This is a genomic window from Photorhabdus antumapuensis (genome assembly GCF_020387775.1).
Lineage (GTDB): Bacteria > Pseudomonadota > Gammaproteobacteria > Enterobacterales > Enterobacteriaceae > Photorhabdus > Photorhabdus antumapuensis.
This window is the reverse complement of sequence record NZ_JAHZMK010000054.1, coordinates 1-7,640: the sequence shown is the minus strand read 5'-3', so window position 1 is coordinate 7,640 and position 7,640 is coordinate 1. Positions and strand designations below refer to the sequence as shown.

At 42.0% G+C, this 7,640-nt stretch carries 5 protein-coding genes and 1 pseudogene; 5 read left to right on the top strand and 1 reads right to left on the bottom strand.

The window, feature by feature from the left end; genetic code table 11:
• Positions 1 to 49: 49 nt before the first annotated feature.
• On the bottom strand, positions 50 to 3,037 hold the full coding sequence (locus tag KZ793_RS19865) for a Tn3 family transposase (RefSeq protein ID WP_225816900.1): 2,988 nt from the start codon (positions 3,035 to 3,037) through the stop codon (positions 50 to 52).
• Between the two features lie 162 nt (positions 3,038 to 3,199).
• On the opposite strand from KZ793_RS19865, the gene KZ793_RS19860 reads away from it, so the two are divergent.
• The 5 genes and pseudogenes from KZ793_RS19860 to KZ793_RS19845 all read left to right on the top strand — a co-directional run bounded on the left by KZ793_RS19860 (position 3,200) and on the right by KZ793_RS19845 (position 7,581).
• A complete protein-coding gene (locus KZ793_RS19860) occupies positions 3,200 to 3,814 on the top strand; it encodes a recombinase family protein (RefSeq protein ID WP_041982405.1) in 615 nt (204 codons plus the stop codon).
• Positions 3,811 to 5,016 (top strand): annotated as a pseudogene (locus KZ793_RS22750) (ATP-dependent nuclease); the annotation flags it as partial. The gene KZ793_RS19860 and the pseudogene KZ793_RS22750, both read left to right, overlap by 4 nt.
• Positions 5,008 to 5,691, top strand: coding sequence for a TOPRIM nucleotidyl transferase/hydrolase domain-containing protein (locus KZ793_RS22745; protein ID WP_317987489.1), 684 nt, complete (start codon positions 5,008 to 5,010; stop codon positions 5,689 to 5,691). The pseudogene KZ793_RS22750 and the gene KZ793_RS22745, both read left to right, overlap by 9 nt.
• On the top strand, positions 5,685 to 7,172 hold the full coding sequence (locus KZ793_RS19850; RefSeq protein WP_225816899.1) for an ATP-dependent helicase: 1,488 nt from the start codon (positions 5,685 to 5,687) through the stop codon (positions 7,170 to 7,172). The genes KZ793_RS22745 and KZ793_RS19850 overlap by 7 nt, the downstream gene beginning before the upstream one ends.
• A complete protein-coding gene (locus tag KZ793_RS19845; protein WP_317987488.1) occupies positions 7,150 to 7,581 on the top strand; it encodes a 3'-5' exonuclease in 432 nt (143 codons plus the stop codon). The genes KZ793_RS19850 and KZ793_RS19845 overlap by 23 nt, the downstream gene beginning before the upstream one ends.
• The last annotated feature ends 59 nt before the right edge of the window (positions 7,582 to 7,640 follow it).

The following is a 7,640-nucleotide window of genomic DNA, read 5'->3' as shown; positions in this document are numbered from 1 at the left end:
TGGGGTACCGTCAGGATTCCTGCGTAAATGAGTAACATCCCCAATTTCGCTACATTTGAAACGTCACACCGTAGTCAATCGGCGCTACATCTCGCTCCCGTAGCTCATACATACCAAAACGATTTGTGTGATGTGTTCTGTATGGGCTGAACGCGGCAGCTAATTCAGGTGTTAACTTCATACCTTCAGCTTCCAATTCTTTGAATGCCTGTGTCATTGTGTGGCAGTTGTGGAAGATCATTAAGTTGGCAATCAGATGATTGTATTTGATTATTTTCAACTGATCTTCACGTACATTTTCCTCAATCTTATCCGACCCGAAATAAACCCACTGTGAAAAATTATTAAAACCCTCACACTTGTTTTGTGCCGCCTGGATGACTTGCCGTAACGCATCGTCACTAATATATTCCAGTAGAAACATTGTGCGGACAACACGCCCCAACTCACGAAAAGCGAAGTACAGCTTGTTTTTCCGGCTAGCAGTACCGAGTTTACGTAGGATGGTTGATGGTGAAATACGACCGGCGCGAATGGATTGTGCCACTTGAAACATGTCAGGTAGATGGCAGGCAATCACGTCCCAATCTATTGCATCTTTGGTAAACAGGTCATCGATGTGTTGATACACTTCGTCGGTTGTTGGACGGAACCATTTCAAATCTTTCCAGTTGCGAATACGTGGCATTACTTTGATGCCTAGCAAAAATGCTAAGCCATACACGGGCGCGCTTTGCGCCTGAGTGTCGCCATGCACCGTATCGGGCTGGATATCAGACTTGTTCTTGATTAATCCATCCAAGATATACACAGCTTCCCATACGCCGCAGGGAATAAAATGCGAGAACAGCGCGATATAGGTGTCGCTAACATGGTAGTAAGCAATGCCTCCATAACCACCGTAACGAATATGCTTTTCCGACAGCAGATTATTTTCATACAGGTTCCACTGTGTACCGTCTGCCGCAGCGCGTTTCGTATCTCCCCAATAACGCGGTAATTGAAATTGATTGTATCCATTGATCGTAGAACAAATAGCAGCCTCTAGTTTTTCAGTCGTGATCTGACGCTGATCGACGAATGACACCTGACGCGCACTGACGTCGGCAATATTTTTGGCGATTTGCGTCGGCCCCAAGCCAGTACCATAGGCAAATACTGTTAAAATTTTACGTCGATCTTCGTCTTGTAACTTTCCTTGATGCCCACTCAACGGGCCAAAATGTTTACCCCACCCAATCCATTGCATGGTATCGGTCAGTACATCCAGAAGTGAAAGGCCCAAGTTATCGAGCTTACGTCGTAATGCGTCGTCGAACTGCTTAAATCCAGGCGGTTTTTCTTTTTTATCTTGGCGACTCAACTTTGGTCTGCCATCAATGATCTTGAAATAAGGATTATCCAGGTAGGATTTGTCCGTTTGCTGCGCCACCCCTGTCAACATGGCGCGAATATGCTTGATAAATTCAACACTCTCGACCGGCAAGCCCACTTTTTCGCCGTAGTCGGAGCGTGTATGTTCACATTCGTTCATGGGCACCAGTTCGTCCCTGTAGTCTGAATAGGCATCGCTACCCAGCACACAGAGGTCACCGGACTTCAATTCCCGAACCATTTGCAAACATACACATGCTTCGAATTGACAGTGGTTGATTCGGGTTAGAGCAATATCGCGCTTGGCTTCTCCTGTTACCAGTTTCCACCATTTCTCAGGGATCCAGACTAGATCGTCTGAAGTTAATACTGTTTCGCCTTTGCCCTTGAGTGTCATCCACTCGTTTTGTCGTTGACTGTTTTCCAGCATAAAATCTAGTGATCGCTCAAAACTAACATCCTGACTGGTAGATTTGAGCGTTAACTTCCTCAAAATCCGCAGCATCTCTGATCGTCGTGGTTTGAAGAATTTCAAAATAAAACGACACTCGTTTTTACCACCATATTCTACATGCAAGCGAGAGAACTCGCATAAATCTGGGCGTGCCGTGACAGTTTGGCGTACTCCCTTTAACTGTTCGTCTGCTGACTGACTCGATTTTAAGAGTGCCTCCAGCGCCGCGAAACGGCGCAAGATTTCATCTGTTTTTTCTTGATTGTCTGCCAGATATTTTTCCAGAGCTTCTTCTGCGCTCCGTAAAGTTCGGCCCATCTGCTTGCAAAAGATATTACAGAGATCATCGGTCACAATTGCCAAGCGTTGTCGAATCAAAGCTAAAGTAACTGAGTAGCGTTTGGGCGCGGCCATATCGACCATGCTGGCGGCATCAAGGCTGTTACCTTCAAGTGCCCATTGTTTAATTTTGACGACGGGTAAGGGTTTTAGCAGATGAGTATGATAGGCCAACTCGGTTAGTTGGTCATAACGCTCAAGTAAAATACGCATGCCATTTACTGTCGGCTTGGCAGTATCCTGCTTAACATCGTTCCAAGGACTTACGCGTCGGGGATCGTCACCAACGATAAATAGCTTGTCGAGAAATAGTCGACCTGTATCGCCAAGCGCATCATGAATAGACATATGTAGCGCCAGATTAGCGGCAACACGTTCAGCACGTGCTCCGCGTACCAAAGTGTCAAACGCCGGTAATTCGTAACGATGGCGTACCAACGTTTCAATGCCGATATTGATAATGTCGATGACATCTTCCCTGATCAATGCCGCTTCAGCAAAAGTTTGCCGCATCAAAACTTTACCATCATCTCCGAATGGCTTGACCTCAAGAAATTGTCGCACCACCGATAAGTGCTTACGTCTGGCTTGCGAAATGTCATACTGCTGTAAATTTTCTCGATCATAAGTTTCGCCGATACTGATGGCAACATGTTCGACAATGGCATTGGGTACTTGCTCTGAAGTGACGAAATAGCCCAACCGTTGGTAGGTTTTTAACAGCAAAGCAAATCCTAAGCGCGTGGTACTTGAACGAGTTGTACTGTCGCAACAGCCTCGTTCAGCATCAGTCACCGTGTAAAAATGCTCCAATTCTGTTTGGGCCAGTCGGCTTTTGAATCGGGGATAAGCTGTATCATTTGGTTGCAATTTGGAAAACCAAAACGGAATATGGCACAAGAAAAACGGCCGTTTATCTTGTATTCAAGAAAACGCCCAAATAAAGTAAAAAAATCACAAGAAAACTCATTGAGAAAATCAACGCCATATTATAGCCTTAGTTTTATCTTTTCTTGTACATAAAAATCAATCATGCTTGTCGGATATGTTCGTGTTTCAAAAAATGATGGTAGCCAAACGCTTGCGCCCCAGCGTGATGTCTTAATTACTGCCGGTGTTGAGCCAAATCGCATCTATGAAGATTTGGCATCAGGTCGGAAAGATGATCGGCCAGGATTGAATGCATGCCTCAAAGCCCTTCAGCCAGGCAATACTTTAGTCATTTGGAAACTAGACAGACTGGGACGCGATTTAAAACACCTGGTGACCACAGTCGATGATTTGCGTGCCAGAGACGTTGGTTTAAAAGTTCTGGCTGGTGCTGGCGCACAAATTGACACGACGACCTCGAATGGACGACTGTTTTTTGGCATTTTTGCTGCACTGGCTGAGTTCGAGCGAGAGCTGATTGCCGAACGTACACAGGCAGGGCTTGCAGCAGCCAGAGCAAGAGGACGTCTTGGTGGGCGACCTCGCAAAATGGATCGGGCAACGATAATGATGGCTATGGCCGCAATGGCCGACCCCAAAGCTAATGCTGCTGAAGTAGCCCGTCGTTTGAATATTACGACTACGACACTCTATGCTTACGTAAATGGTGATGGTACGTTGAAGCAAGCTGGCCAGGCACTTTTGAATGTGCCATGACAGAATTGAGGGCAGACGGCAAAAAAACTTCCGATTTAGCACAATTCATTGATGTACTAAAAAACAGACATAAGGGACTTCGCATGAGTATTTTGATTGATACAATTCGAATAGCTGGTTTTCGTGGAATTAAGAATTTAGAAGTCTCATTGTCTCGAATTATAGTACTTATCGGCCCAAATAATGCAGGTAAAACTTCGTTAATCAAAGCCCTTCAGCTAAGTTTAGGTGATTATTCTCGCTATCTTTCGGAAGAGGATTTTTATATTTCTCCAGATGAAAGACGAGTGAACGAAATAATTGTTGATGTCAGAATTGTGCCGGCGGATGCGAATGGAGATCGGGTTGCAAATTTCGACATTGAATGGCTAACCGAATTCGGGGATAAGATTCAATCTGAAGCCAATGGAAATCAATTTGTTGCGATCAGAACACGCTCCGAACAAAATGTCACTAAAGGTGGCTTTGATACGAACCGTACCACCTTAGAGATCTGGCCTCCTTTTGAAACCTGGACAACTATTAAGGTTAAAGGTACAAAGCTTGGTAGCCGCTTACAGAGCCTACCGCTTGTTTCTATGGAGGCGCAAAGAGATATTCATCAGGATTTACGTGATCGCTCATCATTCATCGGGAAGATACTTGCTAGTGTTGAGTACGACAAAAATGACATATTGGAACTTGAGTCACTAATCAAGCAGGTCAATGATGATGCTGTCGACAAAAGCAAGGAACTCAAAAGCCTAAAATCCCACCTGGAAAAACTGAATCAATCGATTGGTGGTACTGGCGGTGCAGAAGTAACTCCCTTTCCGAAAAAAATTCGGGACCTGTCAAAGAATTTTTCTGTCTATTCTGGTGAAACCGATACCAATTCGTTTTCGATGGAATATCACGGCATGGGAACACGCAGTTGGGCTTCAATGTTAACGATTAAGTCTTTCATCGAGATTTTGAGTCACAGACATATTGCCGAATCTGAGCCTTGATTCCCAATTCTGACAGTTGAAGAGCCAGAAGCGCATTTGCATCCGAATGCACAGAAAACACTTTATCGCCAACTCTCAGATACAAATGGTCAATTAATTTTAAGTACGCATTCTCCATTTTTGGCTGCCATGGCTGACCTTTATCAAATAAGATCATTGGTAAAAACAAAAAATGGGATTGTGGCACATAAAATTTCTCACCCAATGACCGATGACGAGAAAAAATCAATTTCACGTAGTATATTAGCTAAAAATGGTGAATTGCTGTTTGCTAAGTGCATGCTTTTATGTGAAGGAGTCACTGAGGAGCAGGTGCTTCCCGCGATGTTTGAGATTTATGCATCAGCTACTCCTTGGTCTGTCGGCCTTTCTTGTGTCAATGTTGGTGGAAAAGATGCATATATTCATTTTGCGTTGTTGCCATTTAGCTTCGGTATACCAATATGTATTATCAGTGATAACGACATTAATCCTAACTCTGGGACTAAAACACAGGATGATGTCACGCAACAAATAGAAAAATTATCGAAAAAAATGTGTCTGTCACTGACAAAAGATTTTTACGATATTTATTTCCTTGATGATGGAAATGATTTTGAAAAAGAATTGATTGACCACGGCTTGCGTGATGAGATTATTGATGCTTTTGTTTTACTTGCAACAACAGGAAATAAAAATAACGAGAAATTTAGAGAAGCAAAATATAATGAATTTAATCAACTTACTGATGAACAATTATTAGAAAAAATGAGTAAGGAAAAAGCATCTTATGCTGGTTTCTTAGCAGATGTGCTTCTAGCAAATAAAAGAATAAAATCAGTTGATGATTTAGTACCACCTAATGTTCGAGCTAGTTTCGATTGTATAAAAGGATGGTTAGCATGTTAAATTTATCTAAGGGTCAAGAGGCCGTAGTCCACGCTGAGATCGGTCTGCCTATGCAGGTACTTGCAGCAGCGGGATCTGGTAAAACTAGAGTGCTAACTGAACGTGTACGTTATTTAATCGAAAACACACGCAAAGATGGTATCATCGCGTTGACATTTTCCAATAAAGCAGCCGAAGAAATGCAAATTCGTTTAGCTGACCTAGATGTGCTTAGCGAACGATGCTGGATAGCTACAATTCATGCTGTAGCTCAGCGGATTTTAGATCAATATGGTCATACTATTGGCTTACCTTCTGAACTTCATATTTATGAACGCGATTTAGATCGAAAAACTGTTTTTCTTCAATCTTTAAGAGAAAGTGGCATTGGTATCGATGATTTCCTTAATGCTGGAGATGAAAAAACGCGAAAAAATCGTGAGCGTATTATTCATAATTACTTAGAACAATTCTCAGTAGTTAAACGAGAACTTTTAACAGAAGAGGAAATAAAAGAAAAATATACTTCTAATGAGTCATTTTTAAGTGTTTTTCAAGCATACCAAGGTGCCTTAGTGAGAAGTGGTGGCTTAGATTTTGATGATATTTTAGTTTACGCCCATAGAATTTTGATGGAGCAGCCATGGTGCGCGAATATTTATAGAGCTAAATATAAACATATATGTGTCGATGAGGCACAAGACTTAAACAAAGCTCAGTATGAATTTATCAAAGTGTTGTGTGGAGACCAGATTAAGAGTGTAATGATGGTAGGTGATCCCAATCAAATGATTTATGGATTCAATGGTTCATCGTCCAATTACTTATGCAAATTATTTTTACAGGATTTTTCTGCTCAGGTTTTCGAACTGAAAGAAAATTATCGCAGCTCAAAGGCGGTAATTAGTTTAGCTAATAAATTGAAGCCAGGATCACAAGTAGAAGCTGATTTTGTATTAGATGGACAATATGAAATTCATAAATGCCAAAATGAAGAGGACGAAGCTACTTGGATTTGTAATAAGGTGAATGAACTTCTTTGTCAGAAAACAAATATTGAAATTGAAGGCGATATATCGCTTACCAATATGGTTGTGATTGCCCGAAATCGATTCGTTTTCCTTAAGCTAGAGAAGATGCTTGGTGAAAAAGGCATTCCATACTCGTTGAAGAAAAGTGAGCGTCAAGCAGAACCATCATCTTTATTTGGTAGGGTGCTTGATCTTGCAATACGAGTTCGTCTTAATCCAAAAGATTGGATTGACGGTAAAAAACTTTGTACTGCTCTGAAGATATCAGTTCCCTCTGTCTGGGGTAACGATAATTTATTACTTGATATGGCTGCCGCCGTTCGCCACTCAGCGATTTCATTCCCTGATATTCAAGCTGACCTTCTTGAGGAAATTCAAGGATTAGACATTGAAAAGCCAAACATACCTAAACTATATGATCGTTTTAATACAATTATTCAAGGATTGAATGATGTTAATTTGCCTAAATGAAGACAATGAGCTTGAGCGTTCCTTGCAAGAACTAGATGACTTCAGGAATTGCTGGACTACCTTCAAAAGGAAGGGGTTAGGTGAATCCCTCATGTCCTTTCGTAATGCGATTGCATTGGGGCAGGTTGCAGAAAACTATGATCCAACTGGTCTAACATTAAGTACAGTCCACACAATGAAAGGGCTTGAGAAAGATATCGTTTTTCTCATGGGTATGTGTGAGGGAGTATTTCCAGATTATCGAGCTAATACCAAGAAAGAACTTGAAGAAGAGCTTAATAGCGCTTTTGTAGCTATTACACGCGCTAAACGCTGGATATTTGTCTCTTATCCGCTTCAAAGAGTTATGCCATGGGGAAGTTTAAAATCACAGACCGTTTCACGGTTTGTAACGATGTTGCAAAAATGAAAATTTATTGAGTTATTGACACGTGTTACTCATTTACGCAGGAATCCTTACGGTACCCC